Here is a 26418-nt window from a genome sequence, read left to right as displayed (position 1 = left end):
GGGTCAGGCCTCCTTGCCGGCGGTGTGGGCCGGACGGCGCGAGTTGCGGCTGTCGCGGAGCGGGTTGCGGACGCCGAGGCGCTCGGGCGAGAGCCCGGACCACGGGTGGCCGGAGTTGAAGAACTTCCGGCGGGCGAGCAGGGTCATCAGCGGCTTCGTGAAGAGGAAGACCACGACGACGTCGAGCGCGGTGGTCAGGCCCAGCGTGAACGCGAAGCCCTGCACCTTGCCGACGGTGAAGAAGTACAGCACCGCCGCGGCCAGGAAGGACACGAAGTCCGACACCAGGATCGTACGACGGGCGCGCGGCCAGGCGTTGCGGACGGCCGGGCGCAGCGACGCGCCCTCGCGCAGCTCGTCACGGATGCGCTCGAAGTAGACGACGAACGAGTCCGCGGTGATACCGATGGCGACGATGGCGCCACAGACGGCCGGCAGGTTCAGCGCGAACCCGATCGCGCCACCGAGCAGCGACATCAGCGACCAGGTGAGGATCGCGGAGACGGCCAGCGAGGCGACGGCCACCAGGCCGAGGCCGCGGTAGTAGGCCAGGCAGTAGAGCACGACCAGGACCATGCCGATGAGGCCGGCGATCAGACCCGCGGTGAGCTGGCTGCTGCCGAGCTCGGGCGAGACGGTGACGACCTCCAGCCGCTCGAAGTTCAGCGGCAGCGAGCCGTAGCTGAGCACGTTGGCCAGGGAGCTGGCGCTCGCCTGGTCGAAGCTGCCCGAGATCGTCGCCTGGCCGCCGGTGATGGCCGAGCTGACGTACGGCGAGGACTGGACCTCACCGTCGAGCTGGATGGCGAACTCGTTGGTCGGGGTCTGGTTCTTGGCCAGCTGACCGGTGATGTTGGCGAACTGGCTCGCACCCGCGGAGTTGAAGGAGAGGTCGACCTCCCACTGCCCGGTCTGCGTGCTCAGGTTCGCTGCGGCCTTGCTGATCGCGGTGCCGTTGACGGCGACCTTGTCCAGCGCGTACTTGGTCCAGATGCCGCTGTTGGCGTCCTTGGAGCAGGCGACGACCTGGTCCGTCTCGGCCGCCGCGTTGGCCGCGTTCTGCACGGCGGCGCGGCCGGTGGTCGTGGTGCAGTCGGCCTTGGTGAACGCGGTCTGGAGCGCGGCCGGCACGGTGCCACCGACCTGGCCGGAGACGGCGCCGGTGGCGGAGGGGGTGGCGGTCGCCTTCGGGCTGCCCGCCGCGGCAACCGCGGAGGAGGAGGCCTTGGCGGTGGCCGAGCCGGACGCGTGCGCCGAGGCGGACGGGCTGGCCTTCAGGTCCTGGGTGATCGCGTCACCCTGGGACTTGCTGGCGCTCGGCGAGGCAGCCGCGCCGGTGCCCGACGCCTTCGGCTTCTCGGAGGCGCTCGACGAGGCGGACGGCTTGGCGCCACCGGTCGAGGAGGCGGACGGCGAGGCGCTGCTCTTCGGCAGTGCGGACGCGTTGGCCTGCTGCACCTCGGCCAGGACCGGTCGGAAGTAGAGCTTGGCGGTCTGGGCCAGCTCGTTCGCGATGGTGGTCGAGTTGGTGCCCTTGGGGATGTTGATGACGATCTCGTCATTCCCCTGAACCTGGACCGTCGACTCGGTCACACCGGTCCCGTTCACGCGATCGAGCATGATCGCGGAGGCGATCGCCATGTTCGCCGGGTTGATCGCCGCGGGGTCGGGCGACGTGGCCTTCAGCGTCACACTGGAGCCACCGGCGAGGTCGATGCCGAGGCGGGGCTTGGTGTTGCCGGTCCCGAACATGATCGCCACGAGAGCGACCATGACCACCAGGATCAGGCTCAGCGCACGCCCCGGGTATCCGTCACGGGGACGGGACTTGGGTGATGCCACCTTCTCGATTCTCTCTGTCCATGCCGTGGGCAGGTCAAGACGCCCACACCGGGGTACCGGCGGACAGGGGGCGGCTCGGCCACGACGCAGCGGTCCTTGGGCCCGGCCGCTCGCTCACGACCGACCGGGTTCCGTAGCGCGAAAGGCTACTTGGCGGAAGCGTCCTTGTCGCTACCCACCTTGGCGTCGACCTTCTCGGCCAGCGCCTCGGGGTCGATGGCGGACTCGACAGCGGCCTCGTCCTCGGCCTTCGCCTCGGCCGGAGCGGCGTCCTCGACGGCGGTCTCGGCGGCCTCGTCAGCGGCGCCGTCCTCGTCGGTGGCCTCGTCCGTCTCCGGCTCCTCGCCGTGGACGATGCGGTTGTACTCGACCGGGTCCATGACCTGGGCGATGGCCTGCTTCGAGTACAGGGCGAAGACGCCCGGCGCGACCTCGAGCTCGACGGCCTCGTTGGTCACGTCCTTGACCAGCGCGTACATGCCCCCGATGGTGCGCACGCCCGCGCCCGGCTCCAGACGGTTGCGCATCTCCTGCGCCTGCGACTGGCGCTTCTTGTTGCTACGCATCGTCACGAACATGAGGCCGGCCATGACGATGACCATGAAGAAGAGCGGGTTACCCACGGCTGACAGTCCTTTGCGAGGCCGCAAGGGGAGCAGCGGCCGGTCGGTGATCGGGCCCGCCACATGAGGGCGGGAGCGGGCGGAGTCTAGGGGACCGCGCCCAGTACAACAACGTCCAGCATGTCATCCGAGTGAGGCGAATGGCGAGTGACGTGACGGACTTGACGTGTTCGGGGCCCGCAGGAGCCCTCTGGCTCAGGCCTCCGGCGGGGTGAAGAGCTCGGCCTGCTGGGGAACGGCGAGGCCTCCCGCCTGGGGCGGGGGCGTGAGCCCCAGGTGCGCCCAGGCGGCCGCGGTGGCGATCCGGCCGCGCGGCGTGCGGGCCAGCAGGCCCTCCCTGACCAGGAAGGGTTCCGCCACCTCCTCGACCGTCTCGGCCTCCTCCCCCACCGCGACGGCCAGCGTGGACAGGCCCACCGGGCCGCCGCCGAAGAGCTTCAGCAGGGCGTGCAGCACGGCCCGGTCCAGGCGGTCCAGACCGCGCGGGTCGACCTCGTAGACGGCGAGTGCCGCGTCCGCGATCTCGGGCGTGACCAGCCCGTCGTGCCGCACCTGCGCGTAGTCGCGCACGCGGCGCAGCAGCCGGTTGGCGATACGCGGGGTGCCGCGCGAGCGACGGGCGATCTCGGCGGCGCCCTTCGGGTCGATCTCGACGGCCAGCAGCCGGGCCGAGCGGTGGATGACCCGCTCCAGCTCCTCGGGCGCGTAGAACTCCATGTGGCCGGTGAACCCGAAGCGGTCGCGCAGCGGCGGGGGCAGCAGGCCGGCCCGCGTCGTCGCCCCGACCAGGGTGAACGGCGGCAGCTCCAGCGGGATGGCGGTGGCGCCGGGGCCCTTGCCGACGATGACGTCGACGCGGAAGTCCTCCATCGCCATGTAGAGCATCTCCTCGGCGGGCCGGGAGAGACGGTGGATCTCGTCGAGGAAGAGGATCTCGCCCTCGGTGAGCGAGGAGAGGATCGCGGCCAGGTCCCCCGCGTGCTGGATGGCCGGGCCGGAGGTGATCCGGATGGGCGCGCCCATCTCGGCCGCGATGATCATCGACAGCGTCGTCTTGCCGAGCCCGGGCGGGCCGGAGAGCAGCACGTGGTCGGGCGAGGCGCCACGGCGCCGGGCCGCCTGGAGCACGAGCGAGAGCTGCTCGCGCACCCGCTCCTGGCCGATGAACTCGTCCAGGTCGCGCGGGCGCAGCGCCGCCTCGACGGCCCGGTCCTCGCCGTCCGCGGCGGCGGTGACCAGGCGGTCGGCAGCGGCGTCGTCGTACATGCTCTCTCGGCTCCTCGGGTGCGTCGGCTACGGTCAGCGGGTGCGGTTGCGGCTCTGCAGTGCGGTGCGCAGCAGCACGGAGACGTTCGGCTTCTCCATGGCCTCCGCCTCGGGCGTGACCGCGACGACGGCCTCCTCGGCCTCGCGCGGGGCGAAGCCGAGGCCGACCAGCGCGGCGTGCAGCTGCTCGTGCCACGGCGCGGGCGCGGCGGCGACCGCGGCGTGCTGCGCGGGCACGGCGCCCGTCGGCGCCCCGAGGCGGTCCTTGAGCTCGATCAGCAGCTTCTGGGCCCCCTTCGGCCCGATCCCCGGCACGGCGGTCAGCGCCTTCGCGTCCCCCCGGGCCACGGCGACGCGCAGCGCCTCCGGGCTGTGCACGGCGAGCATCGCCTGCGCGACCTTGGGGCCGACCCCGCTGGCGGTCTGCAACAGCTCGAAGGTCTGCCGCTCGTCGTCGTCGGCGAAGCCGTAGAGGGTGAGGGAGTCCTCGCGGACCACGAGGGAGGTCGCGAGCCGCGCCTCCTCCCCCAGGTGCAGGCGGGCGAGGGTGCCCGGCGAGCAGTGCACGAGCATGCCCACGCCGCCGACCTGGATGACGGCACCGGCGGGCGTGAGTGCGGCCACCGGGCCGCTGACGAAGGCGATCACGGGCGGGGCTCCCTGGCGCGACTGAGGGCGGCGGCGATCCTGTTGTTGGCGGTCCCGCGCCAGATGTGACAGATGGCGAGCGCGAGCGCGTCGGCGGCGTCGGCGGGCCTGGGCGGGGCGTCGAGCCGCAGGATGCGCGTGACCATGGCCCCCACCTGCGCCTTCTCGGCCCTGCCGGAGCCGGAGACGGCGGCTTTCACCTCGCTGGGCGTGTGCAGGGTGACGGGTATGCCCCGGCGCGTCGCACACAGCATGGCGACGGCGCTGGCCTGGGCGGTGCCCATCACGGTGCGGACGTTGTGCTGGGCGAAGACCCGCTCGATGGCGACGAGGTCCGGCGCGTGGGCATCGAGCCACTCCTCGATCCCCTGCTCGATCTTCAGCAGCCGCAGCGGCACGTCCTCCTCGGCGGGGGTCCGCACGACGCCGCAGGCGACCATCGTCAGCGGCCGCCCGGGCGCGCCGTCGACGACGCCGACACCACAGCGGGTCAAGCCTGGATCCACCCCGAGAACACGCATGCCCGCAGGTTATCGGCTTGCACTGACAGAACCACCGAGGGGCGCGAGGCTCTACCGATTTGCGGCTCCGCCGCATGGGCGCGAGCAGCCGACAAGGCGCGAGGAGCTGCGCGAGCAACCACCCTGTGCGGATGGCCCTGCTCGCTCGGCGACCCGCCACACAGGGTGGCTTGTCGCGCAGTTCCTCGCGCCCCTGGAGGTGCAACCACAGGCGGGAGTATCACTGACCCGGTCGCGCCCACGCGGCGGAGCCGCACGTGTCACAGCCCCGCGCCCCTGGAGGTGCAACCACAGGCGGGAGCGGAACGCTCAGTCCTCGGCGTCGAGCTCCGCCTCGACCTCGGGGGAGAGGTCGAAGTTGGCGAAGACGTTCTGGACGTCGTCGCTGTCCTCGAGTGCGTCGATCAGCTTGAAGATCTTGCGGGCGCCGTCCGCGTCCAGCTCGACCTGGACGGAGGGGACGAAGTTCGCCTCGGCCGAGTCGTAGTCGATGCCGGCCTCCTGGAGGGCCGTGCGGACCGCGACCATGTCGGACGCCTCGGTCTGGATCTCGAAGCTGTCGCCGAGGTCGTTGACCTCCTCCGCGCCCACCTCGAGGGTGACCTCCATGATCGTGTCCTCGTCGACCTTGTCGGCCTTCGGGACCACGATGACGCCCTTGCGGGAGAACATGTACGACACCGAGCCCGGGTCGGCCATGGAGCCGCCGTTGCGGGTCATCGCGACGCGGACGTCGGACGCGGCGCGGTTGCGGTTGTCGGTGAGGCACTCGATCAGGACCGCCACGCCGTTCGGGCCGTAGCCCTCGTACATGATGGTCGCGTAGTCGGCGCCGCCGGCCTCCGCGCCGGAGCCGCGCTTGACGGCGCGGTTGATGTTGTCGATCGGGACCGAGCTCTTCTTCGCCTTCTGGATGGCGTCGTAGAGGGTCGGGTTACCGGCGGGGTCTCCACCACCGGTGCGGGCCGCCACCTCGATGTTCTTGATCATCTTGGCGAAGAGCTTGCCGCGCTTCGCGTCGATGACGGCCTTCTTGTGCTTGGTGGTAGCCCACTTGGAGTGGCCGGACATCGAGTTGCTCCTTAAAACAGCACCAGGTGGAAGTGAACGAACGGATGAGATCCTACCGTCACCAGGCAGATCACCTGTTGTGCGAGCCGGCGGCGCGGACCATGTCCACGAAGTAGGCGTGCACGCGGTGGTCGCCGGTCAGTTCCGGGTGGAACGAGGTGGCGAGCAGGTTGCCCTGACGGACCGCCACGATGTGCTCGTCGGGCGTGCCCGCGCGCAGCGACGCCAGCACCTCGACGTCGGCACCGACGGACTCGACCCAGGGGGCGCGGATGAAGACGCCGTGCACGTCGCCACCCTCCTCCAGGCCGGTGAAGGCCACGCCCTGCTCGAAGGACTCGTTCTGGCGGCCGAAGGCGTTGCGGCGGACGACCATGTCGATGCCGCCGACCGTCTCCTGGTCGTCGCGGCCGTCGAGGATCTTGTCCGCGAGCATGATCATGCCGGCGCAGGTGCCGTAGACGGGCATGCCCGCCGCGACGCGGGCGCGCAGCGGCTCCATCACGCCGAAGAGCAGTGCGAGCTTGGACATGGTGGTGGACTCGCCGCCGGGGATGACGATGGCGTCGACCTCGGCCAGCTCCTCGGGGCGGCGGACCGGGCGGGCGAGCGCGTCGGCCTCGGCCAGCGCGATCAGGTGCTCGCGCACGTCACCCTGGAGGGCGAGGACACCGATGACGGGAGTGGAGCTGGACGACACGGGAGGACCTCTTCAACAGACGTTCACAGACGAAAGGACGAACGGGAGGAGCCCCGACCCCAGCCGGGGTCGGGGCTACCGCGCGAGAACCGGAGGGATTACCAGCCGCGGTTGGCGTAGCGCTCGGTCTCCGGCAGGGTGTCGCAGTTGATGCCGACCATGGCCTCGCCCAGGTTGCGGGAGGCGTCCGCGATGATCTTCGGGTCGTCGTAGAAGGTGGTGGCCTTCACGATGGCGGCGGCGCGCTTGGCCGGGTCGCCGGACTTGAAGATGCCGGAGCCGACGAAGACGCCCTCGGCGCCCAGCTGGCGCATCAGCGCGGCGTCGGCCGGGGTGGCCACGCCACCGGCGGAGAAGAGCACGACGGGGAGCTTGCCCAGCTCGGCGACCTCGGCGACGAGCTCGTACGGGGCGCGCAGCTCCTTGGCGGCGGCGTACAGCTCGTTGTTGTCGTAGCCGCGCAGCTTGGCGATCTCGCCCTTGATCTGGCGCAGGTGGCGGACGGCCTCGACGACGTTGCCGGTGCCGGCCTCGCCCTTGGAGCGGATCATGGCCGCACCCTCGGCGATGCGGCGCAGGGCCTCGCCCAGGTTGGTGGCGCCGCAGACGAAGGGGGTGGTGAAGGCGAACTTGTCGGAGTGGTTCACCTCGTCGGCCGGGGTCAGCACCTCGGACTCGTCGATGTAGTCGACGCCGAGGGCCTGCAGCACCTGGGCCTCGACGAAGTGGCCGATGCGGGACTTGGCCATGACCGGGATCGACACCGCGTTGATGATCTCTTCGATCATGTTCGGGTCGGACATGCGCGCGACGCCGCCGTCCTTGCGGATGTCGGCGGGGACGCGCTCCAGGGCCATGACGGCCACGGCACCCGCATCCTCGGCGATCTTCGCCTGCTCGGCGTTGACCACGTCCATGATCACACCGCCCTTGAGCTGCTCGGCCATGCCACGCTTGACGCGGGCGGTGCCGACCGCAGGCTGGCCGGAGGTGGGAGTGGTGTTGGTGGACACGAATGACCTCACTGAAGACGCGGATTCGGTGCGATAAGCCAATGGTAGGCGTGTAACGACCTTATCCGATGCTCCACCCGGTCCAGCCGGACGCCACTCGATGTGCCACTCCGTAGCACTCCGAGCGGCGTCCGGCCGCCCGCTCAGGTCAACCGGACCCGCGGGTCCAGCACCGCGTAGAGCAGGTCCACCACGATGTTGGCCAGCACGATGAAGACCGCCGCGAGAAGCACCGTCGCGATCACGACGGGCTGGTCCTGACGGATCACCGAGGTGACCGCGAGCCGGCCGAGGCCGGGAAGGCCGAAGATCTGCTCGGTCACGATCGCGCCGCCGAGCAGCGTGGCCAGGTCGATGCCGAACTGGGTGACCACCGGTGTGAGCGCGGCGCGCAGCGCGTGCCGCACGGTCACCCGGCGTCGCGCGATGCCCTTGGACTTGGCGGTGCGGATGTAGTCCTCGCCGAGCACCTCCAGCATCTGGTTGCGGGTGAGCCGGATGTAGGTGGCGGCGGTGATGAAGGCGAGCGCACACCACGGCAGCACCAGATGGTGCGCCCACTCCAGCGGGTCACTGCTGATGGAGACGTATCCCGACGGCGGGAACCAGGCCATCCCGTGCGTGGTGAGCAGGAAGAACAGGAAGTACAGCAGCAGGATGCCGATGAGGAACGAGGGCATCGAGAGCCCGATCAGCGCGAGGATCGTGCCGGAGCGGTCCAGGAAGCTGCGCGGTTTGACGGCCGACACGACGCCGATGCTGACGCCGCCGACCAGCCAGAGCACCGCCGCGCCGATCGCCAGCGAGATGGTGACCGGCAGCGCCGAGGCGATGAGCGTGTTGACCGACTCGGAGTTGTAGTACGAGTACCCGAGGTCGCCGTGGAAGAGCCGCTCCAGGAAGTGCCAGTACTGCACCAGGATCGGCTGGTCGAGTCCGAGCTGTTTGGTGATGAGGTCGATCTGGACCTGGGTGCACAGCCGGCCACAGATCAGCCGGGGCACGTCGGTGGGGGCCACGAAGAAGAGCCCGAAGGTGAAGACGCTGATCAGCCAGAGCACGAGGACTCCGGAGAGCAGCCGTCGGAGGAGGAACCGCAGCATCGTCGAGTCTCCCGGTCAGTCCTGGAACAGACGCCCGGCGCGCGGGTCGAGCGCGTCGCGCACCCCGTCGCCGAGCAGGTTGAAGGCCAGCGTGGTGAGCAGCAGCGCCAGGCCGGGGAAGAACGGGAACCACCAGGCGACCTGGTAGAAGTCCTGCGAGTCGCTCAGCATGTTCCCCCAGGTGGGGGTGGGTGGCACGACGCCGAGCCCGAGGAAGGAGAGCGTCGCCTCGAAGACGATGGCGATCGGGATCAGCAGCGTCGTGTAGACGATCACCGGGGCCAGCAGGTTGGGGAGGACGTCGACGAACATGATCCGCAGGTCGCCGGCGCCGAGCGAGCGGGCTGCCTCGATGTACTCCTTCTCCCGGATCGAGAGTGTCTGGCCGCGCACGATGCGGCCGACGGCGGCCCAGGTGAAGAACGCGATGACGAAGACGGAGATGCCGAGCCCGCTGCCGTAGATGGAGACCAGGGCGATGGCGAAGAGCAGGAACGGGAAGGAGAGCACCACGTCCATGGCCCGGGACAGCACGGTGTCGACGACGGAGCCGAAGTAGCCGGCGGCGAGGCCGACCAGGACGCCCATGGCGACGGCGAGCAGCGTGGAGGCGACGCCGACCAGCAGCGAGACCTGGGTGCCGTAGATGACCCGGACCAGGATGTCGCGGCCGAGGTTGTCGGTGCCGAACCAGTGGGCGGAGCTGGGCCCGACGGGCAGGCCGTCCACGGTGATGCCGTTGGTGCGGTCCTGGTCGGTGGGCCCGTAGCCGATCAGGTGGGCGAGCAGCGGCGCCAGCGCCGCGACCAGCGAGATGAAGACGATGAACCCGAGCGAGATCATCGCGGCCTTGTCCCTGCGCAGCAGCAGCCAGGCCAGCTGCCAGGGGCTGCGCCCCTCGATGGCGCCGGACGACGGTTCGGCGGCGGACGTGCCGCCACCGGCCGGGGCTGTGGACCGGGCGGCGTCGACGGTGTCGGCGGGGCCCGCGCCGCTGTCGGCGGTCATGTCGGCACTCATTCGGCGCGCTCCTCCTCGGGGATCGTCGCGGTCACCCGGGTGAGGTCCTCGCCGGGTTCGACCGGGAAGTGGCAGGCCGTCAGGTGGGTGTCGGGGTCACCGGAACGGGCCTTGAGGGCCGGGACCTGCTCGACGCAGATCTGCTGCGCCTTGGGGCAGCGCGGATGGAACCGGCAGCCGGAGGGCGGCGCGACGGGCGAGGGCACGTCGCCGGTGAGCACGATCCGCTGCCGTGCCGCCGCCTGGTCCGGGTCGGCTACGGAGGCCGCGGAGAGCAGCGCGTTGGTGTACGGGTGCCGCGGACGGCCGTGCAGCTCCTCGGAGTCGGCCAGCTCGACGACCTGCCCCAGGTACATGACCGCGATCCGGTCGCTGACGTGCCGCACCACGGACAGGTCGTGGCTGATGAACAGGTAGGTGAGGCCGAACTCCTGCTGCAGGTCGTCCAGCAGGTTGATGATCTGCGCCTGGATCGAGACGTCGAGCGCGGAGACCGGCTCGTCGGCCACGATCAGACTCGGCTTGAGCGCCAGCGCCCTCGCCACACCGATGCGTTGACGTTGCCCCCCGGAGAACTCGGCCGGGAACCGGTTGTAGTGCTCGGGATTGAGCCCGACCAGCTCCATCAGCTCCTGCACCTTGGGCTTGCGCTCGTCGCGCTCGCCCTCGCCGTGGATGGCGAAGGGGTCGCCGATGATCGAGCCGACCCGGCGGCGCGGGTTGAGCGAGCCGTAGGGATCCTGGAAGATCATCTGCATCCGGCGCCGGTAGGGCCGCACCTGCGACCGGCTCAGACCGGTGATGTCCTGTCCCTCGAAAAGGATCTGACCCGACGTCAGCTGGTGCAGCCGGGTGACGCAGCGCGCCAGGGTCGACTTGCCGCAGCCGGTCTCGCCGACCAGGCCCAGCGTCTCGCCGCGGCGCACGGCGAGGCTCACGCCCTCGACGGCGTGGACCCGGCCGACCTCGCGCTTGACGATCACTCCCTGCTTGATCGGGAAGTGCTTGACCGCGGCGCGGACCTCGATCAGCGCCTCACCGCTCTCGTTCGCACGCGTGTCGTCACTCATGCGACGCCCTCCTCCACCACGCGGCCGGCGGCGCTCGCCGCCTCGCGCTCCTGTTTGACCTGCTCGTTGGTGCCCAGCAGGTGGGACGGCAGCCAGCAGGCGGAGCGGTGCCGCGAGTCCTCCTCGACGGCGGCCAGCTCGGGCTGTTCGTTGCGGCAGCGGTCCATCGCGAACGCGCAGCGCGGGTGGAAGGCACAGCCGGACGGCAGCCGGATCAGGCTCGGCGGCTGCCCCGGGATCGGCCGCAGCCGCGCGCCGGCCCCGCTGGAGGCCGGGATCGACTCCAACAGTCCGTTGGTGTAGGGGTGGTGGGCCCGGTAGTAGAGGCCGCGGCGGTCCGCGCGCTCGGCGATCCGGCCCGCGTACATCACCAGCACCTCGTCGGCCAGACCGGCGATCACCCCCAGGTCGTGCGTGATCATGATCAGCGCCATCCCGTTCTCCTGCTGCAGTCGCAGCAACAGGTCCAGGATCTGCGCCTGCACGGTGGCGTCGAGCGCCGTGGTCGGCTCGTCGGCGATGACCAGCCTGGGGTCGAGCGCCAACGCCATGGCGATCAGCGCGCGTTGGCGCATACCGCCGGAGAACTGGTGCGGGTAGTCGTCGATGCGCTGCGCGGGGTGCGGAATGCCCACCGCGCCGAGCAGCTCGATCGCGCGTCGCCGGGCGACCGCGCGGCTGACGGGCTCGTGGGCCCGGATCATCTCGACGATCTGCCAGCCGACCCGGTAGAGCGGGTGCAGGCTGGAGAGCGGGTCCTGGAAGATGGCGGCGATGCGGGCGCCGCGCACCTGGCGCAGCGCGTCCTCGCCCATGGTCAACAGATCCTCGCCCTCGAACCGGGCGGAACCGGTGACTCTGGCCCCGGTGGTCAGTCCGAGCAGCGTCTGGGTGCAGACGCTCTTGCCCGAACCGGACTCGCCGACGATCCCGAGCGTGCGCCCGGGTTCGAGGTCGAAGGAGACCCCGCGCACGGCCTGGACCTCACCGTCGGTCGTGCGGAAGGAGACGCGGAGGTCGGAGACCTCGAGAAGGCTCATCGTGCCTCGCAGCTGAATGGCCGGCCCCGGGTCGGGAGCCGGACGGGGATGCCGGACCCGCCCGGCGCGGGTTCACCGCGCCGGGCGGGGTGGTACGGGCCATGACCGGCTGTGACGTCAGCGGTCAGCCGTCAGCTGTTCGGCGACAGCCAGATCTCGTTGACGTCGTACTGCTGCGAGAACGGCTCGAAGATCGCGTTGTGGACCCGGTCGGAGCGGAACACCGGGGTGCTCTGCGACTCGAACGGGACGATCGCCGCGATGGCCATCAGCCGCTGGTCGGCCTGGTGCCAGAACCCGGCCGCGGTGGTCTCGTCGGAGGCGGCGAGAGCCTGGTCGATCAGGGCGTTGACCTGCGCGTCGTTGACGTCGCCCCAGTCGGTGGCGCCGGGGCCGTAGGTGCGGCCGTCGAAGAGCGGCTCGATGGTGGAGCGGCCGTTGTTGCCGAACCAGTCCGGGATCCAGCCGGGCTCGCTGATGTCCCACTTGCCCGCCTTGGCGATGGCCGGCACGCCCAGGTACTTGCCGTAGTAGTCACCCTGCGGGACCGGGTCGAGCGTGACGGTGACGCCACAGGCCTTCAGGTCCGTCTGGACGGACTGCGCGACGGCCGGGTGCTTGCCGGCGTTACGGACCAGGTCGGTCAGCTGCAGGCCGTTCGGGTAACCGGCGGCGGCCAGCATCGACTTGCACTTGGCCGCGTCGCCCTTGCTGCCCGGGGTCGCGTACGGGTCCATCTGCTGGTAGCCGAGGCTGCCGGGCGGCAGGGTCTGGTCGAGCGGCGTGTTCAGCGAGGGACCGCCGTAGATCTGACCGATCGCCACCTTGTCGATGGCGTACTCCAGCGCCTGGCGCACGGCCGGCTTGGCCAGCGCGCCGCCGTTGTTCGGGCTCTGGAAGTTGAAGATCAGGAACGGGTTGCTGATGCCCGAGGTGTAGATGCCCAGGCGCGGGTCCTTGGTGGCCCGCAGCGCCGGGATCGAGGCGGTGGGCACGCTGGTGTCCCACTCCATGTCCGCGGTGCCGGCCTGGATCTGCTGCTGCACGGCCGCCTCGTCCGGGCCCTCGGTGACCTGGATGTGGTCCACGTAGGCGTCCCGGACCGGGTCGGCGGCCTTGGTCCAGGCGGGGTTGCGGTCCAGCTTGATCGACTGGGAGGGGGTGTACGAGGTGATCTGGTACGGCCCGTCGGAGATCGTGTGCTGGCGGAAGTTCGCGTCGTCCGGCATGTAGTTCAGGTACTCGACCGGCGCGGGCGAGGAGAACGGCATCGCCAGGATGTTGAGGAAGTCGCTCGCCGGCTTGACCAGCGTGAACCGGACGGTGTTCGCGTCGACGGCCGTGACGCCGGAGATGTCGTGGCCGGTGATGTAGGCCTTCATGTCCGGGATCGTCTGCTTGACCTTCGCGAACCCGGCGCAGTACTCCGAGAAGCCCTTGATGACACCCTCGTAGTAGCTGGGCGCGCCCACCGAGTTCTGGGTGGGGTTGCACAGGCGCTTCATCCCGAGCACCTCGTCCTGCGCGGTGACCGCACGGGCCGGCGTGGTGTTCCACATCGGGCCCTGGCGCAGGTGGATGGTGTAGGTCAGGCCGTCCGCGCTGATGCCGCCGTTGGCGGCGGTCGGCAGCTCCGTCGCCAGGTCCGGCACGACCGCGTTGACCTTGTTCGGGTCGGTGGCGGCCGGATAGGTGAACAGCTGGCGGGCGTAGGCGCGTTCGATCACGTAGGAGACCGAGTAGTAGGCGCTCGCGGTGTCGAGGTGGTCGACGTCGCTGTTGCCGAGAAGCTTGAGCGTGCCGCCCTTCACGGGCGTGCCCCCGCCGTTGACGTTGGCCGCGTCGGCGCTGGTCCCGGGGCTGTTCTGGCCCCCGGGCTTGGGGCTGCTCCCACTGGTGCAGCCGGCGGCTGCGAGCGCGACGCTCGTCAGCACGGCGCCCAGCGCGAGGGTTCTGGTTCTGTGCGTGGTACGTGGCATGTGGAGCGCCTCCTGCGATCGATTTCGGACGTTCGATGCACAAGTGGCGCCGTGGGAGCGGGATGCGGGTCGGGGCGTGCGGAACCGTCCCACGACCGGGGCTCCGCTCAGGATCCACGACGTCGCGATGCCGGGTGAGGCACCGTCAGTAATCTCCGGGCGATGGGACTTTCTGTCCACCACGCGGACGTCATCGCAATCATCGTGTTATCAGATCGCGGCCGTCTGTCACCCCGTCAGGTGCGGACTGCCTCCAGGGTGCGTGGCGGCTCGTCGTCCATCTCGAAGGCCAGCGGGAACGGTGCGCGACCAGCCAACCGGAACAGTCGCACGATCCGGTGCCGACGCACGGCGCGCGCCGCGCGCACCGAGTCGTTGTGGAACCGACGAGCCATCGGCACCCGCCGGGCGGCCTCGCCGAGCTCCCCCAGCGCGTCCGCGCCACCGGGCAGCGCGGCGAGCTCGGTCACCTGCTCCTGCTCCGCGAAGACGGCGCGCAGCGCCTGCGAGAGGTCGCTCTCCGCGACCTCCCGCTCCTCGTCCTGCGCGGTGCGGGCCGCGTGCGCGGCCTGGTAGAGCAGGATCGACGCGGCCGGGTCGAGCAGCGTCGAGGTCGCCAACTCCAACGCGCCCGAGGCGCGCCGCAGGAGTTGCGCGTCGAGCGCGGCGCGCGCCGCGTCGATCCGCGCGTGCAGCCGGTCGAGCCGCCCGGCGGTCCAGCTCAGGTACAGCCCGAAGGCGATCACGACGACGGCGATCCAGATCCATGTGCTCACAGGGTGTGACCCTATCGGGAGCACGGTTGGGGCTTCGCTCACCGGGCGAGTTGCACGTTCCAGGGGCGCGAGGAACGGCGCGACAAGCCACCCACGCAGTTGGCGGGCCGAACGCGCAGGGCCATCCGCTCAGGTTGGCTGCTCGCGCAGTTCCTCGCGCCCCTGACGGGGCCCTGTGTACACGCCTGCCGGGCGGTGGCGGATCGGGGTGGACCGGTACTCCTCGAGGGCGTGGGCGATCCAGCCCACCGTGCGGGCGAGGGCGAAGATCGACTCCTCCGCGTCCGCCGGGAAGGCGCACAGCTCGCAGAGGAGGGCCAGGGCGAAGTCGACCGCCGGGAAGGTGCCGAAGCGGTCGCGGGCCACCGCGATCAGTTCGGTGGCCACCGCGAGGAAGCCGTGGGGATCCGGCAGGGCGGCGGTCAACCGCAGCAGCGTCTCCGCGCGCGGGTCGTGGGCGCGGTAGAGGACGTGGCCGAAACCGGGGACGGAGCCGCCCTCCCGCAGCGTCGTGGCCAGCGCGGTGACGGGGTCCGTCTCGTGCGCGCGCACGAGCACGCGCCGGGCGAGGGCGCCCGCGCCGCCGTGCTTGGGGCCGTCGAGGACGGCGAGGCCGGCCGTCACCACCGCGTAGGGATCGGCGCGCGTCGACGCCGCCAGGCGCGCCGCGTACGTGGAGGTGGCGATGTCGTGGTCGGCGAGCAGGATCAGCGCCGCCTCCAGCGCGCGCAGGCCCGCTGCGGACTCGGACGCGGGCGCGTCCGTGAGCCGGGCCCAGAGGCGTTCGGCGACGCCCTCTCCGGCCACCGGAGCGCGCTCCGGCACCGCGGCCAACAGCGCGCCGACCAGGGCGTGGCCGGTGGCGACGACGCTGTCGGCGCGCAGGTCGAGGCTGAGCGGGTCCGCCACGGACGCGGCCACGACGGCGGCCTTGAAGCGGTCGACGACGCGCGCGGTGGCGGGCAGGGCGTCGGCACCGGCTCGTGCGGCCGCCGCGAGCCGCTCGGCGGGTGGCACGAAGCGCGCCCGCGGCTCGTCGCGGGCGGTCCACAGCCAGACCGCCGTCGCCTCGAAGGTCGACCGCTCGGCCAGGACGGTGGCGTCGCGGCCCCGGTAGAACAGCCGGTCGTCCTCCAGCAGGGTCAGCTCGGTGCGGATCGCGGGTGCGGCCGGGGCCTCGCCCCGGGCCGGCGCGCTGCGGTCGGCGAGTGCCTCGATGTCGGCGACGGCGAAGAGGCTCCCCTTGCCGTCAGCGGCGCGCACGCGTGCGACCAGACCCCGGCTGACGTAGGCGTAGAGCGTCTGCGGCTTGACGCCGAGCCGCTCCGCCGCCTGCTGCGTCGTCAGCATGCCCTCGGCGACCATCGCACTCACGCTCCGTATATTGATTGAGTGGATCAACGTTGACAACTATGGACGGGCGGGACGAGATTGGCAAGCATCGCCGAGCAGGAGGATGCCGCCATGACGACCAGCGAGCTGGAAGCGACCGCCGAGGCCTACCGCAGCTTCGCCCACGTCCACACCCGCGCCCACTCCCCCGCGTACGAGCGGGTCAGCGCGGCCGTCGCGGAGTCGCCCGAGCTGCTGGACCGGCTGCTCGCCCTGCCGCCGATCAAGCGGCAGCCGAACCTGCTGCTGGCGGCGGTGCGGTACCTCGGCGGGCCGAGCGCGTCCGGTGAGGCGTTCCTCGCCTGGACGCTGGAGCACTGGGCGCGCGTCCGCGCGGTCATGCTGGCCCGGGCGACGCAGACCAACGAGGCGGGCCGCTGCGCCACGCTCCTGCCGCTGCTCGCGGCGCTGCCGCAGCCGCTGGCCCTGATCGAGGTGGGCGCGTCGGCCGGGCTGTGCCTCTACCCGGACCGCTACCGGTACCGCTACGACCGGGCTTCGACCTTCGGCGCGGACGGCAGCCCGGTGACGCTGGACTGCGCCACGACCGGCCCGGTCCCGTTCCCCGGCGAGTTGCCGCGGGTCGCCTCCCGGGCTGGCGTGGACCTCAGCCCGCTGGACCCGGCCGCGCCGGATGACGCGCGCTGGCTGGAGAGCCTGGTCTGGCCGGGTCAGCAGCAGCGGCTGGACCGCCTGCGCGCGGCCCTGTCCGTGGCCCGGGCCGAGCCCGAACCGGCGCGGATCGTCCGCGGTGACCTCAACGCCGTCGTCGCCGAGCTCGTCGCCGCCGCGCCGGCCGGTGCGACGCCGGTGGTCTTCCACAGCGCGGTGCTGACCTACCTGCCGCTGGAGGCCCGGCAGGCCTTCACCGCGGCGGTGCGCGAGCTCCCGTGCCGCTGGATCTCCAACGAGGCCCCGGGCGTCCTGCCGGAGGTCGACGCACGCCTGTCCCAGGCGGCGCCGACCGACCGCGGCGTCTTCGTCCTGTCCCTCGACGGGGAGCCGCAGGCCTTCACCGGCCCGCACGGCGAACGCCTGGACTGGTTCCCGCCGCACTTGACTCTCGGGTGACCCGGGACGGCACAGTCGGAGCCGTGGACAGGAGAAACCTGCCTCACGGTCACCCGGCGTGCTGGTGCCGGCGTTCGTCGACCCGGTGAGCGGCTACCGCGACTTCCGACGGGACCAGGTGCGGACGGCGCAGACGATCAGGGCGCTGCGGCAACACCTTGTCCGACAGGCCCTACAGCCCCAGGCGGGAGCGCCAGCCGCCGGCCGGCTCGGCGTCGGTGACGGCCGCCGCGCCCGTGGCGACCGTCTCGTAGACGGCCAGGATGTCCGCGCCCACCGTGGACCAGTCGAAGCGCCGGACGTGCCGCGAGCCGGTGTCGCGCAGCGCCTCGCGGCGGTCCGGGTCGGCGAGCAGCCGCAGCACCGTCTTGGCCAGCGACTCCGCGTCCTCGACGGGGAACAGCTCGCCGCTGGAGCCGCCGTCCAGGACCTGTCGGAAGGCGTCCAGATCGGAGGCGACGACCGGCGCGCGCGCCGACAGCGCCTCGACCAGGATGATGCCGAAGCTCTCGCCGCCGGTGTTCGGTGCGACGTAGACGTCGACGCTGCGCAGCAGTCGCGCCTTGTCCTCGTCGGAGACCATGCCGAGGAAGGTGATCCGCTCGCGCACCTCGGCGGGGAGGTCCTTGACGGCCTCCTCCTCGTCGCCCTTGCCGGCGACGAGCAGCCGCGCGTGCGGGCGGGCGGCGAAGATCGTCGGCAGCGCTTCCAGCAGCGTGGGCAGGCCCTTGCGGGGCTCGTTGATGCGGCCGACGAAGCCGATGGTGTCGCCCTGCCACTCCTCGCGCGGCTCGGCGCTCGCGAAGAAGTCCACGTCGACGCCGTTGGGGATGACCACGGCGTCGCCGCCGAGGTGCTCGACCAGCGTGGTGCGCGCGTACTCGCTGACCGCGATCCGGGCGGAGATCTTCTCCAGCGCGGGCTGCAGGATCGGGTACGCGGCGATCATGGCGCGCGAGCGCGGGTTGGAGGTGTGGAACGTCGCCACGATCGGACCGGTGGCCGCCCAGCACGCGAGCAGGGAGAGGCTGGGCGTGGCCGGCTCGTGGATGTGCAGCACCTCGAACCTGCCCTCGTGCAGCCAGCGGCGCACCCGCGCGGCCGAGAGGAAGCCGAAGTTCAGGCGCGCCACCGAGCCGTTGTAGGGCACCGGGACGGCACGCCCGGCCGAGGTGACGTACGGCGGCAGTGGTGTGTCCTCGTCCGCGGGGGCGAGCACCGAGACCTCGTGGCCGAGGCCGATCAGGTGCTCGGCCAGGTCACGCACGTGGAACTGGACCCCGCCGGGGACGTCCCACGCGTACGGGCAGACGATGCCGATCCTCACGCCTGGGCCTCCACGGGCTGTGCGTCGCTGTCGGGGTGCGACTCCGGGCGGGGCTCGAGGTCGGCCAGCCAGAAGCGCTGGAGCATGTGCCAGTCCTTGGCGTGCTCGCGCACGCCGACGGCCCAGACGTCGGCCATGGCCTGCGTCATCGCGGCGGTCTTCTCGCGGCGGCTGCCCTCCTCGGGAACGAGGACCTCCTCGTGGACACAGCCGCGCATGGTCCTGGTCTCGTCGTACCAGAGCGTGACGGGCAGCAGCGCGGCGCCGGTCTGCGCCGCCAGCGCCGCCGGGCCGGCCGGCATCCGGGTCTTCTCGCCGAGGAAGTCGACCTCGATGCCGGAGGCGGACAGGTCACGGTCGCCGACCAGGCAGACCAGCTTGCCCGCGCGCAGCCGCTTGGCCAGCGTCGCCATGGTGTGGGCGCCGCCGGTGAGCGGCAGCACCTCCATGCCCAGGCCCTCGCGGTAGGCGACGAACGCGTCGAAGAGCTTCTCCGGCTTGAGCCGCTCGGCGACGGTGGTGAACGGGTAGCCGCGCTCCACGACCCAGGCGCCGGCCAGGTCCCAGTTGCCCATGTGCGGCAGGGCGAGGATGACGCCGCGCCCGGCGGCGAGGGTGTCGTCGAGGCGCTCGATGTGCTCGGGGTCGAAGGAGGCGCGGACCCTCTCCTCGCTCCACACCGGCATCCGGAAGGATTCGCACCAGTAACGCAGGTAGGACCGCATGCCCTCGCGGCTCAGCTCGCGGACACCCGCATCGTCCAGGTCCGGGCGGACCCGGCGCAGGTTGGACTGCAGGCGCAGCACGCTCTTGCCCTGCCGCTTCCAGGCGACGTCGGCGATGCGGCGGAACAGCGCGTCGGCGGCCGGCTCGGGCAGGCGCTTGACCAGCCCCCAGCCGGCGGCGTAGGCGAGATAGGTCAGGTCGTCCTTTTTCACTGCGCCTCCCCGGTCGCGGCGCTCTCGGCCGCAGTGAGCTCCGCGAGCTCCGCCGCCTCGCGGCGGACGGTCAGGACCCGCTGGAACACCGTGATCAGGCTACCGACGGCGACCAACCAGAGGGCGATCGGCAGCAGCCACTGGATGCCCGGCACGCCGAACTCGTGCAGCCCGGCCAGGCCGGCCGCGACGAGCGTGCCCACCAGCCGCTCGGCGCGCTCGACGACGCCGTTGACGTCGCACTTGAGGCCGAGGCTCTCGGCGCGGGCCTTGGTGTAGGACACCACCTGGCCGCTGGCCAGACAGAACACCGTCACCGCGCAGAGCAGCAGGTTGTCGCCCTTGCCCGCGTACCACATGGCGATGCCGCCGAAGATCGCGCTGTCGGCGACCCGGTCGAGCGAGGAGTCGAGGAACGCGCCCCACGGGCCCGAGCGCCCGGCCTGGCGGGCCATGTTGCCGTCGACCAGGTCGGAGAAGACGAACGCGGTGATGACGATCGTGCCCCAGAAGAAGCTGCCGCGCGGGAAGAACACCAGCGCCCCGGCCACCACCCCGGCGGTACCGACCAGGGTGACCGCGTCCGGGCTGACGCCCTTGCGCAGCAGGAAGGCCGCGAGAGGGGTGAAGACGCGCGTGAAGAAGGCTCGGGCGTATTTGTTGAGCATGGGTCTTCCGACCGCTCCGTTCAGGCAGGTTCCGGCGGGGGCGTCTGGCGGGCCCGGCGCGGTGCGCAGGGTGTCCGGACGCGCATTGTCCAGGTGTGCGTCATGCTATCGGCCGACTGCACCTGACCGGCGTATGGACCTGCGGCGAACAGAGTGGGAGGCTCCAAAGTACCGCGGGTGACCTGCGTCACATCACTGACCTCGTCCAGCTCACCCGGCGCGGGCCCCGTGGCGTCTCTCAAGCGCGTGTGCGGGAGGAGATCCGATCATGGCTGAGAAATCGACACACACCACAGGGGCCGCCGGCAGGGCACCGTCGGCCGACCGGCCCGAGCAGATTCGGAACGTGGTGCTGGTCGGCCACAGCGGAGCAGGGAAGACAACCATCGCCGAAGCCCTCGCCCTCGCCACGGGGGCGATCAACCGGGCGGGCCGGGTCCAGGACGGCACCACCGTCTCCGACTACGACGAGATCGAGCACCGCCAGCAGCGCTCGGTCCAACTCTCACTCGTCCCGCTGGAACACGCGGGATTCAAGATCAACCTGCTGGACACCCCCGGCTACGCCGACTTCACCGGCGAGCTGCGCGCGGGCCTGCGGGCCGCCGACGCCGCGCTCTTCGTGGTCCCGGCGAACGAGGAGATCGACGGCACCACCCGCGGCCTGTGGGACGAGTGCGCGGCCGTGAACATGCCCCGGGCCCTGCTCGTCACCAAACTGGACGCCCCCCAGGCCGACTTCGACACCACCGTCGAACGCTGCCGGGAGGCGTTCGCGTTCGACGCCCCCGAATCCGTCCTGCCGCTCTACCTGCCGCTTCGCGAGGGCGCCCCCGGCTCCGACGGCGAACCCACCGTCACCGGACTGGTCGGCCTGCTGAGCCGGCACACCTACGACTACGCGAGCGGCAAGCGCGTCGAGGCCGACGCCGATGCCGAGCTGGCCGCCGCGATCGACCCCGAACGGGGGCGGCTGATCGAGGCCGTCATCACCGAGAGCGAGGACGAGTCGCTGATGGACCGCTACCTCGGCGGCGAGTCCATCGACACCAAGACCGTCATCGACGACCTCGAGAGCGCGGTCGCCCGCGGCCACTTCCACCCCGTCATCGCCGTCCTGCCGGCCGCCGACGGCTCCAAGGAGGGCGTCGGCACGGCCGAGCTGCTGGAGCTGATCACCTCGGCGTTCCCCTCGCCGGTCGAGCACGTCACCCCCGTCCACGAGGGCGAGGCAGCGCTCGTCTGCGACCCGGCCGGACCGCTGGCCGCGCAGGTCCTCAAGGTCACCAGCGACCCCTACGTCGGCCGCCTCACCCTGTGCCGGATCTTCTCCGGCACGCTGCGCCCCGACGGCCAGGTCCACATGGCCGACGCCGACACGGACGAGCGCGTCGGCGCGCTGTCCTCCCCCTTCGGCAAGACGCTGCGACCGGTCGCCCAGGCCGTGGCGGGCGACATCGTCTGCGTCGCCAAGCTGGCCCACGGCACGACCGAGGACACCCTCAGCCTCCCCGACCACCACGTCGGCCTGGACCACTGGGCCCTTCCCGAGCCGCTGCTCCCCGTCGCCATCGCCGCCCACAGCAAGGCCGACGAGGACAAACTCTCCCAGGGCCTCGCCCGCCTCGCGGCGGAGGACCCGACGCTCCGACTGGAGCAGAACCCGGAGACCCGGCAGCTGGTCCTGTGGTGCATGGGCGAGGCCCACGCGGACGTCATGCTGGAGCGCCTGCGCGGGCGGTTCGGCGTCCACATCGACACCGTCGACTACGTCGTCCCCTTCCGGGAGACCATCGCCGGTCCGGCGACCGGGCGCGGCCGGCACGTGAAGCAGTCCGGCGGGCACGGGCAGTACGCGATCTGCGAGATCCAGATCGAGCCCCTGCCGACCGGCGCGGGCTTCGAGTTCGTCGACAAGGTGGTGGGCGGCGCGGTGCCGCGCCAGTTCATCCCGTCGGTCGAGAAGGGCGTCCGAGCGCAGCTCGCCCGCGGCGTCGCGGCGGGCTTCCCGCTGGTCGACGTGCGCGTCACGCTGGTCGACGGCAAGGCCCACTCCGTCGACTCCTCCGACGCCGCGTTCCAGACGGCCGGCGCGCTGGCCCTGCGGGAGGCCGCGACGAACAACGTGCGCCTGCTGGAGCCGGTGGCGGAGGTGCACGTACTCGTCCCCGACGAGTACGTGGGCGCGGTCCTCAGCGACCTCTCCAGCCGCCGCGGCCGCGTCCTCGGTACGGAGCCCGTCGGCAGCGGGGGCAGGACCGCGGTCCACGCGGAGGTCCCCGAACTGGAGATCGTCCGCTACGCGGTCGACCTCCGCAGCATCAGCCACGGCGCCGGCAGCTTCACGCGCGCCTATGCCCGTCACGAGACCCTGCCGGAGGCGATCGCGACAAAGGTGCTGAAGGCAGCCGAGAAGTAGTTGCACCCACCTCAGGAGCGCGGGGAACGGCGCGACAAGCCACCCTGGCCGGATGGACCTGTCCAGCGGGGACCATCCGCACGCCGGTGGTTGCTCGTGCGGTTCCTCGCGCCCCTGGATCGTGCAACTACCGCCGGATCGCGCAGGCCGGGGTCCCCCCCGGGAGGCGGTCGCGGTTCGCCGAGACCAGGCGGTAGACGACCTCGGCCAGGTTCCGGACGCCGGGAAGGCGCATGGCCGCGCCCAGGACGTTCCACGGCAGCCGGCCCTGCCGCAGCAGCACCTTGGCGACCGCGTCCGCGCCGCCGTGGACCTTGCCCGTCGGGGTGATCCACAGGACCTCGCGCTTCGCGCGCTCGGCCGTCGCCGCTCCCGCGGTGAACCGGGTGAGGGCGTCCATGTCCGCGAACTGGAACGGGATCGACGCCCAGCCGTCCGTGCCGAGGAGGCGCTCGCCGAACTGCACGGTCGACGTGCAGAACGCACAGTCGCCGTCGAAGACGAGCACCGGCGTGCCCGCAGTGATGTCCATACGGACATTCTTGCAGGTCCCCCTGAGACTCCTGGTGCCACAACCCGCTGACATGGTGTGATCCACAGCGATACGCTGACAGTGCACGCCCGTTGACACGCCTTCAGGGGAGGAAGCGCGACGATGAGCGATGGACCCTTCGGGCCCCAGGTGCTCCGTACCGACCCCTCGCCGGGGTACGGCGCCACCACGTCCCTCTCCTCCATGGCCTACCGGGACGGCGACTTCCAGCAGCTGATCGACCTCCACCCGGAGACCAAGTCCAAGGCGGGGCGGATCAAGCTGCTCTCGCCCAACCTGGGCGAGGCCTTCTGCGAGTCGCTGATCCGCCGCACGCTGGGCGCCAAGCGCAAGCCGATCGTGCCGTCCTACGGGGTGCAGCCGCGCATCGTCGTGGAGCACGCACTCGAGGCCGAGGACGTCCGGCACCAGCGGGACAAGCAGCTGACGCTGGTGTCCGCGGTCTTCGGGCTGCTCTTCCTGCCGGGCACGCTGCTGTGGCTGATCGTCTTCGAGCTGGCCCGGCGCGCGCCCGAGAAGAGCCGCGAGCTGACGCAGAACGCCGGAATCGTCGTGGTGGTGCTCATCGCCGCCCTGCTGGCCTGGCGGCCGGGGTCCGTCACCGGGTTCTGGGGCCTGTACCTGCGGGTGATGACGATCGTGCCGTTGGTGGGCTGGTACGTGTCCCGGCGGATCTGCCTGAACACGGCGGAGAAGCTGCGCGCCCGGTGGAACGGCCTGCTGGAGGGCACCGCCATGGGGCCGACCGTGCCGGGCGCGGTGCCCAAGGGGCCGGACGACCACAAGGCGGAGAACCAGCGGCAGCGCCTCGCCGAGATGCTGGCCGAGCAGGACACCAACATCGGTCACTACGCCGGACCCAAGGGCATCCTCGGTCTCGGGCCGCGCTGGGCGTCGTGGAGCCTGGCCGAGCAGCTGACGCCGGCCGAGGGGCACGCCGAGATCCGCCCGTTCCACAACAACGACGTGGTCCGCAAGATCGAGGAGCACCTGCACCGGTTCGGGCGCAGCGCCGTCGACAAGGGCGGCATCCCGCACGTCATGGTCGACCACTGGGTGCTGCTGCCGATCGGCGAGAGCGCGGACGAGATCTCCCGGCCCTCGGGCCCGGACATGGACGGCCACCGGATGCGGCCGTTCTCGGTGACGGAGCTCGCCGACAAGCAGACCTTCGGGCAGGGGCCCCGGCACTACGTGGGCGCGCAGTTCGTGCTGTGGAACGGCCAGTTGGTCATCACGCTGATGGCGACCGTCACGGTGCTGCACAACACGCTCCGCATCGAGGTGACGGGCCACGCGCTCGGCCCGGTGCACGGGCTCTTCACCAAGAAGGCCGCACCGCCGGAGAAGACCGTCGCCAAGACCGGCAAGTTCTGGGAGGAGCGCACCATCACCCTCCCGATCGTCACCAACGCCGAGGTGGTCCGGCTGGCCACCCGGGCGCCCTTCACCTGGAGCCAGGGCCTGCTCAACTACCTGGGCGGTTCGGTCAAGCTCCCCGAGCCCTTCGGCCTGCGGCACGCCTGGGCCACCCGCCCGTGGGGCCACCGCTTCATGGCCGACGACGCGATCCGCGTGGCCACCCCGTTCCTGCGCGCCTGCCACGCCGCCACGATGGAGCTCCTCGCGGACCACGACGTCGACCTCGAACGCTTCCAGGCCCGCTCGCTCATGCTCAGCGGCGAGGTCCAGAGCATCCGCCCGGGCAAGGCCGACGTCTACGACGCCGACTGACGTGCGCGCCCTGACCGCTCGTCTCACCGCGCCGGCGCTGCTCGTGCAGCTGCTGCTGCACCTGCTGCTGCCCTCGCAGGGGCCGCTGCTCGTGCTCGCCGCCGGCGCCATGCTCACGCTGGTCGTGGGGTCCGCCGCCGGGTGGGCCGTGCTCGGGCGCATCCGGGTCCTCGCGGGCGTCGGCGCCGCCCGAGCCCCGGCGCAGCGCCGTGAATACGCGTGGCACACCGCCTTCATGCCGCAGCGCGACCCCGACGCTCGGGGCCGCCGGCGCCCCCGAGCACCGTCCGCCCGCCTGCGGGCGGTCACCGGCTGAGCTCACCTGCTGTCCGTACCGCCCTTCCGCGTCCTTGTCCCACGCCGTCGAAGGGTTCCTCCGTCATGCACATCTCCCCGTTCTCCCTGCTCGATCCGATCGCCCGGGAGGCCGCGCAGTTCGTCGGCGCACTCTCCCACCTGGTCCCGGGCGCGCTCGCCGTGGTGCTGTTCACCGTGGGTGTCCGGCTGCTGCTGCACCCGTTCGCGCGGGCCGCCGCCCGCGGTGAGAAGGTCCGTTCGCGGCTCGCCCCGCACGCCGCCGCGCTGCGGAAGAAGCACGCCCGCGACCCCGAGCGCATGCGGCGCGAACTCTCGGTGCTCTACCGGGAGGAGGGCGCCTCGCCGCTCGCCGGGTGCCTGCCGATGCTGCTGCAGATCCCCGTCTTCTCGGTGATGTACCGGGTCTTCACCGGGGTCGCCGACCCGAGCGGGCAGGCGCTGCTCGCGCACACGCTGCTCGGCGTGCCGCTCGGCGCCCACCTGGCGGCCGGGGTGTCCACGGCTCCGGTGTTCGGCGCGATCCTGCTCGGGCTGCTGGTTCTCGGCTACCTCAACTACCGCCGCACCCGGCGCCTTTCGCCGCAGAGCCCGCATCTGCCGGCGCTGCTGCCGTTCGGCACCGCGGTGTTCGCCGCCCTGCTCCCGCTGGCCGGCGCGCTCTACCTGCTCACGACGACCGCGTGGACCTTCGGCGAGCGCGCCCTGCTGATGTAGCGCCTACTCCGGCCAGGCGTCGGCGATGAGCTTGCGGGTGTCGCCGAGCATCTGCGGCAGGACCTTGACGTGTCCGACCACGGGCATGAAGTTGGTGTCGCCGCCCCACCGCGGGACCACGTGCTGGTGGAGGTGGGCGGCGATGCCGGCGCCGCCCGCAGAGCCCTGGTTGATGCCGATGTTGAAGCCGTGGGCGCCGGACGCGGCACGCAGGGCGGTCATGGCCTGCTTGGTCAGCTCGGCGATCTCGACCGTCTCCTCGGCCGTCAGCTCGGTGTAGTCGGCGACGTGCCGGTACGGGACCGCCATCAAGTGGCCACCGTTGTACGGGTACTTGTTGAGCACCGCGTAGGCGTGCACGCCGCGACGGACGATCAGGCCGTCCTCGTCCGTCATGGCCGGGATCGCACAGAACGGGCAGCCGTCGTCGGGCAGCGGTCCGGTGGGCTTGGACTCGCCCTGGATGTACGCCATCCGGTGGGGGGTCCACAGGCGCCCGAATCCGTCGGGGGCACCCGCTCCGTACTGCTGCTCCGGCTCCGTCGTCATGCTGATCAGCATAGACGTGAGGGCGGCCCCGTCGGGACCGCCCTCACCTACTCAGTGCCTGAT

Annotated in this window: 25 protein-coding genes; 5 read left to right on the top strand and 20 right to left on the bottom strand. The window is 71.5% G+C overall.

Annotated elements, in window-relative coordinates; translation table 11 throughout:
• Positions 1 to 3 precede the first annotated feature (3 nt).
• The 15 genes from secD to BMY61_RS39365 form a co-directional block, all read right to left on the bottom strand.
• A complete protein-coding gene (secD, locus tag BMY61_RS39435; protein WP_042453038.1) occupies positions 4 to 1842 on the bottom strand; it encodes a protein translocase subunit SecD in 1839 nt (612 codons plus the stop codon).
• A 146-nt stretch (positions 1843 to 1988) separates the two neighbouring features.
• Positions 1989 to 2465: a preprotein translocase subunit YajC gene (gene yajC, locus BMY61_RS39430; protein WP_052439043.1), complete on the bottom strand. Its 477-nt coding sequence runs from the start codon at positions 2463 to 2465 to the stop codon at positions 1989 to 1991.
• A gap of 195 nt (positions 2466 to 2660) precedes the next feature.
• Positions 2661 to 3731 carry a Holliday junction branch migration DNA helicase RuvB gene (gene ruvB, locus BMY61_RS39425; protein WP_042453035.1) on the bottom strand — a complete coding sequence of 357 codons (1071 nt, stop codon included), beginning with the start codon at positions 3729 to 3731 and terminating at the stop codon, positions 2661 to 2663.
• 33 nt (positions 3732 to 3764) lie between these two features.
• Complete coding sequence (gene ruvA / locus BMY61_RS39420; RefSeq protein ID WP_042453032.1) at positions 3765 to 4379, bottom strand: Holliday junction branch migration protein RuvA; 615 nt, start codon at positions 4377 to 4379, stop codon at positions 3765 to 3767.
• Positions 4376 to 4900, bottom strand: a complete 525-nt coding sequence (gene ruvC / locus BMY61_RS39415; protein WP_042453029.1) for a crossover junction endodeoxyribonuclease RuvC — start codon at positions 4898 to 4900, stop codon at positions 4376 to 4378. The genes ruvA and ruvC overlap by 4 nt, the downstream gene beginning before the upstream one ends.
• A gap of 309 nt (positions 4901 to 5209) precedes the next feature.
• Positions 5210 to 5971, bottom strand: coding sequence for a YebC/PmpR family DNA-binding transcriptional regulator (locus BMY61_RS39410; protein ID WP_042453026.1), 762 nt, complete (start codon positions 5969 to 5971; stop codon positions 5210 to 5212).
• Between the two features lie 70 nt (positions 5972 to 6041).
• A complete protein-coding gene (pdxT, locus tag BMY61_RS39405; protein WP_042453023.1) occupies positions 6042 to 6671 on the bottom strand; it encodes a pyridoxal 5'-phosphate synthase glutaminase subunit PdxT in 630 nt (209 codons plus the stop codon).
• Between the two features lie 98 nt (positions 6672 to 6769).
• Positions 6770 to 7684 (bottom strand): pyridoxal 5'-phosphate synthase lyase subunit PdxS, encoded by a 915-nt coding sequence (pdxS, locus tag BMY61_RS39400; RefSeq protein ID WP_042453020.1) that lies wholly within the window; start codon positions 7682 to 7684, stop codon positions 6770 to 6772.
• Between the two features lie 143 nt (positions 7685 to 7827).
• Positions 7828 to 8787: an ABC transporter permease gene (locus tag BMY61_RS39395; RefSeq protein ID WP_042453016.1), complete on the bottom strand. Its 960-nt coding sequence runs from the start codon at positions 8785 to 8787 to the stop codon at positions 7828 to 7830.
• A 15-nt stretch (positions 8788 to 8802) separates the two neighbouring features.
• Positions 8803 to 9807 (bottom strand): ABC transporter permease, encoded by a 1005-nt coding sequence (locus tag BMY61_RS39390; RefSeq protein WP_082015303.1) that lies wholly within the window; start codon positions 9805 to 9807, stop codon positions 8803 to 8805.
• Entirely contained in the window at positions 9804 to 10877 is a 1074-nt protein-coding gene (locus BMY61_RS39385) for an ABC transporter ATP-binding protein (protein ID WP_042453013.1), read from the bottom strand. Before BMY61_RS39385 ends, BMY61_RS39390 begins: the two co-directional genes overlap by 4 nt.
• A complete protein-coding gene (locus BMY61_RS39380; RefSeq protein ID WP_042453011.1) occupies positions 10874 to 11917 on the bottom strand; it encodes an ABC transporter ATP-binding protein in 1044 nt (347 codons plus the stop codon). The genes BMY61_RS39385 and BMY61_RS39380 overlap by 4 nt, the downstream gene beginning before the upstream one ends.
• Positions 11918 to 12048: 131 nt before the next feature.
• Entirely contained in the window at positions 12049 to 13896 is a 1848-nt protein-coding gene (locus BMY61_RS39375) for an ABC transporter substrate-binding protein (RefSeq protein ID WP_052439042.1), read from the bottom strand.
• Positions 13897 to 14132: 236 nt separating this feature from the next.
• Positions 14133 to 14672 (bottom strand): LemA family protein, encoded by a 540-nt coding sequence (locus tag BMY61_RS39370; RefSeq protein ID WP_042453008.1) that lies wholly within the window; start codon positions 14670 to 14672, stop codon positions 14133 to 14135.
• Positions 14673 to 14801: 129 nt separating this feature from the next.
• Entirely contained in the window at positions 14802 to 16037 is a 1236-nt protein-coding gene (locus tag BMY61_RS39365) for a citrate synthase (RefSeq protein WP_177240406.1), read from the bottom strand.
• 99 nt (positions 16038 to 16136) lie between these two features.
• Here BMY61_RS39365 and BMY61_RS39360 point away from each other — a divergent pair, with 99 nt between their 5' ends.
• A complete protein-coding gene (locus tag BMY61_RS39360; RefSeq protein WP_042453003.1) occupies positions 16137 to 17135 on the top strand; it encodes a DUF2332 domain-containing protein in 999 nt (332 codons plus the stop codon).
• A gap of 172 nt (positions 17136 to 17307) precedes the next feature.
• On the opposite strand, the gene BMY61_RS39355 is transcribed toward BMY61_RS39360, so the two are convergent.
• Genes BMY61_RS39355 through pgsA form a run of 3 tightly spaced genes read right to left on the bottom strand, consistent with a single transcriptional unit; the run spans position 17308 to position 20068 of the window.
• A complete protein-coding gene (locus BMY61_RS39355; RefSeq protein WP_042453000.1) occupies positions 17308 to 18462 on the bottom strand; it encodes a glycosyltransferase family 4 protein in 1155 nt (384 codons plus the stop codon).
• On the bottom strand, positions 18459 to 19400 hold the full coding sequence (locus BMY61_RS39350) for a phosphatidylinositol mannoside acyltransferase (RefSeq protein WP_042452997.1): 942 nt from the start codon (positions 19398 to 19400) through the stop codon (positions 18459 to 18461). The genes BMY61_RS39355 and BMY61_RS39350 overlap by 4 nt, the downstream gene beginning before the upstream one ends.
• A complete protein-coding gene (pgsA, locus tag BMY61_RS39345; protein ID WP_042452994.1) occupies positions 19397 to 20068 on the bottom strand; it encodes a phosphatidylinositol phosphate synthase in 672 nt (223 codons plus the stop codon). The genes BMY61_RS39350 and pgsA overlap by 4 nt, the downstream gene beginning before the upstream one ends.
• Positions 20069 to 20336: 268 nt before the next feature.
• Between pgsA and BMY61_RS39340 the strand changes: the two genes are divergently transcribed.
• Positions 20337 to 22487 (top strand): elongation factor G-like protein EF-G2, encoded by a 2151-nt coding sequence (locus BMY61_RS39340; RefSeq protein ID WP_042452991.1) that lies wholly within the window; start codon positions 20337 to 20339, stop codon positions 22485 to 22487.
• A 127-nt stretch (positions 22488 to 22614) separates the two neighbouring features.
• Here BMY61_RS39340 and BMY61_RS39335 read toward each other — a convergent pair whose 3' ends face one another.
• Positions 22615 to 23019, bottom strand: a complete 405-nt coding sequence (locus BMY61_RS39335) for a thiol-disulfide oxidoreductase DCC family protein (RefSeq protein WP_042452988.1) — start codon at positions 23017 to 23019, stop codon at positions 22615 to 22617.
• Between the two features lie 123 nt (positions 23020 to 23142).
• Between BMY61_RS39335 and BMY61_RS39330 the strand changes: the two genes are divergently transcribed.
• The 3 genes from BMY61_RS39330 to BMY61_RS39320 all read left to right on the top strand — a co-directional run bounded on the left by BMY61_RS39330 (position 23143) and on the right by BMY61_RS39320 (position 25806).
• Positions 23143 to 24774, top strand: a complete 1632-nt coding sequence (locus tag BMY61_RS39330) for a hypothetical protein (RefSeq protein ID WP_042452986.1) — start codon at positions 23143 to 23145, stop codon at positions 24772 to 24774.
• Position 24775: 1 nt separating this feature from the next.
• Positions 24776 to 25090: a DUF6412 domain-containing protein gene (locus tag BMY61_RS39325; protein ID WP_042452983.1), complete on the top strand. Its 315-nt coding sequence runs from the start codon at positions 24776 to 24778 to the stop codon at positions 25088 to 25090.
• Positions 25091 to 25155: 65 nt separating this feature from the next.
• Positions 25156 to 25806 (top strand): YidC/Oxa1 family membrane protein insertase, encoded by a 651-nt coding sequence (locus tag BMY61_RS39320; protein WP_082015302.1) that lies wholly within the window; start codon positions 25156 to 25158, stop codon positions 25804 to 25806.
• 3 nt (positions 25807 to 25809) lie between these two features.
• Here BMY61_RS39320 and BMY61_RS39315 read toward each other — a convergent pair whose 3' ends face one another.
• A complete protein-coding gene (locus tag BMY61_RS39315) occupies positions 25810 to 26355 on the bottom strand; it encodes an HIT family protein (RefSeq protein WP_042453250.1) in 546 nt (181 codons plus the stop codon).
• Positions 26356 to 26418 lie beyond the last annotated feature (63 nt).

This window comes from Streptacidiphilus jiangxiensis, from assembly GCF_900109465.1.
GTDB classification, from domain to species: Bacteria; Actinomycetota; Actinomycetes; order Streptomycetales; family Streptomycetaceae; genus Streptacidiphilus; species Streptacidiphilus jiangxiensis.
This window is presented reverse-complemented; position numbering and strand designations above follow the sequence as displayed.

Excerpts from the sequence above, each read along its gene's own strand:
- BMY61_RS39330 (WP_042452986.1), top strand. The coding sequence starts at position 23,143 with ATGAGCGATGGACCCTTCGGGCCCCAGGTGCTCCGTACCGACCCCTCG.
- BMY61_RS39315 (WP_042453250.1), bottom strand. The coding sequence starts at position 26,355 with ATGACGACGGAGCCGGAGCAGCAGTACGGAGCGGGTGCCCCCGACGGA.
- BMY61_RS39390 (WP_082015303.1), bottom strand. The coding sequence starts at position 9,807 with ATGAGTGCCGACATGACCGCCGACAGCGGCGCGGGCCCCGCCGACACC.
- BMY61_RS39335 (WP_042452988.1), bottom strand. The coding sequence starts at position 23,019 with ATGGACATCACTGCGGGCACGCCGGTGCTCGTCTTCGACGGCGACTGT.
- BMY61_RS39360 (WP_042453003.1), top strand. The coding sequence starts at position 16,137 with ATGACGACCAGCGAGCTGGAAGCGACCGCCGAGGCCTACCGCAGCTTC.
- BMY61_RS39410 (WP_042453026.1), bottom strand. The coding sequence starts at position 5,971 with ATGTCCGGCCACTCCAAGTGGGCTACCACCAAGCACAAGAAGGCCGTC.
- BMY61_RS39340 (WP_042452991.1), top strand. The coding sequence starts at position 20,337 with ATGGCTGAGAAATCGACACACACCACAGGGGCCGCCGGCAGGGCACCG.
- ruvC (WP_042453029.1), bottom strand. The coding sequence starts at position 4,900 with ATGCGTGTTCTCGGGGTGGATCCAGGCTTGACCCGCTGTGGTGTCGGC.
- BMY61_RS39395 (WP_042453016.1), bottom strand. The coding sequence starts at position 8,787 with ATGCTGCGGTTCCTCCTCCGACGGCTGCTCTCCGGAGTCCTCGTGCTC.
- BMY61_RS39380 (WP_042453011.1), bottom strand. The coding sequence starts at position 11,917 with ATGAGCCTTCTCGAGGTCTCCGACCTCCGCGTCTCCTTCCGCACGACC.
- BMY61_RS39320 (WP_082015302.1), top strand. The coding sequence starts at position 25,156 with ATGCACATCTCCCCGTTCTCCCTGCTCGATCCGATCGCCCGGGAGGCC.
- BMY61_RS39385 (WP_042453013.1), bottom strand. The coding sequence starts at position 10,877 with ATGAGTGACGACACGCGTGCGAACGAGAGCGGTGAGGCGCTGATCGAG.
- BMY61_RS39365 (WP_177240406.1), bottom strand. The coding sequence starts at position 16,037 with ATGGTCGCCGAGGGCATGCTGACGACGCAGCAGGCGGCGGAGCGGCTC.
- BMY61_RS39375 (WP_052439042.1), bottom strand. The coding sequence starts at position 13,896 with ATGCCACGTACCACGCACAGAACCAGAACCCTCGCGCTGGGCGCCGTG.
- pgsA (WP_042452994.1), bottom strand. The coding sequence starts at position 20,068 with ATGCTCAACAAATACGCCCGAGCCTTCTTCACGCGCGTCTTCACCCCT.
- ruvB (WP_042453035.1), bottom strand. The coding sequence starts at position 3,731 with ATGTACGACGACGCCGCTGCCGACCGCCTGGTCACCGCCGCCGCGGAC.